At 51.3% G+C, this 723-nt stretch carries 1 protein-coding gene; it reads right to left on the bottom strand.

All coding sequences use genetic code 11. From position 1 onward, the window contains the following. Positions 1-88: 88 nt before the first annotated feature. Complete coding sequence (locus tag ACOCD2_RS23870) at positions 89-583, bottom strand: transposase (RefSeq protein ID WP_294117800.1); 495 nt, start codon at positions 581-583, stop codon at positions 89-91. Between the last annotated feature and the right edge of the window lie 140 nt (positions 584-723).

Raw genomic sequence — 723 nt, 5'->3', positions numbered from 1 at the left:
AGTTCACTACAGGCTTTCTTCTTTGACGCACCAGCCTCTACGGCTTCATTGATCAATTCAACAGCTCTACGGCGATCTGGGACATTGATCATTCTTCCTCTGTGTCCCCCCAGATCGCCTGGGCTTTTTTTCTTAGCACCAATAAGGCAGCGGTTTCTGCCAGCGCCTTCTCTTTCCGTTTGAGATCCCGCTCCAACTCCTTGATCCGCTTCTCATCCGCCTTACGGATAGCTTTCAATTGTTTGTTTTGATGGCGCTCCCAGTCATTCGCCTGCTCACACGCGGCTCGCCACTCGCTGATCTGTTCGGCATACAGCCCTCGCTCATGACAGTAAGCTGAAACCTCGGCTTCATTCATTGAAGCCGTCTCGACAACCGCTGCAAACTTATCAGCTGCACACCAGCCCTTTGGCGTGGTATCTCCATCCGGCATCAAACGACCTTCAGCACGGGCGGCCTTTCTCCAGTTGTACAGTGTCCCTTCGCTGATCCCTTCTTCTTTTGATATCTCAGGGATCGTTTTGTTGTTCGGCGGAAGCATCTTCTTCAGAACGGCTTCTTTCCGCTCTTTCGGGTAACTCATTTCCTACTCTCTCTGCCCACTCGGGTAACTCATTTCCTACTCTCTCTGCCCACTCTCAATGATTATTGAAGTCCCATTCTACTGGGTGGACAAGTATCCTGACAGAGGGGGGTCCCAAAATCTATCACGAGTCCGAAGAC

It is taken from the genome of Thiolapillus sp., from assembly GCF_048562965.1.
Taxonomy (GTDB): domain Bacteria; phylum Pseudomonadota; class Gammaproteobacteria; order Chromatiales; family Chromatiaceae; genus Thiolapillus; species Thiolapillus brandeum_A.
Note: the sequence above shows the minus strand (reverse complement) of the source record. Positions and strands in the feature narration are given on the sequence as shown.

Bases quoted from the DNA above. Each gene is read 5' to 3' on its own strand.
- ACOCD2_RS23870 (WP_294117800.1), bottom strand. From the start codon at position 583: ATGAGTTACCCGAAAGAGCGGAAAGAAGCCGTTCTGAAGAAGATGCTT.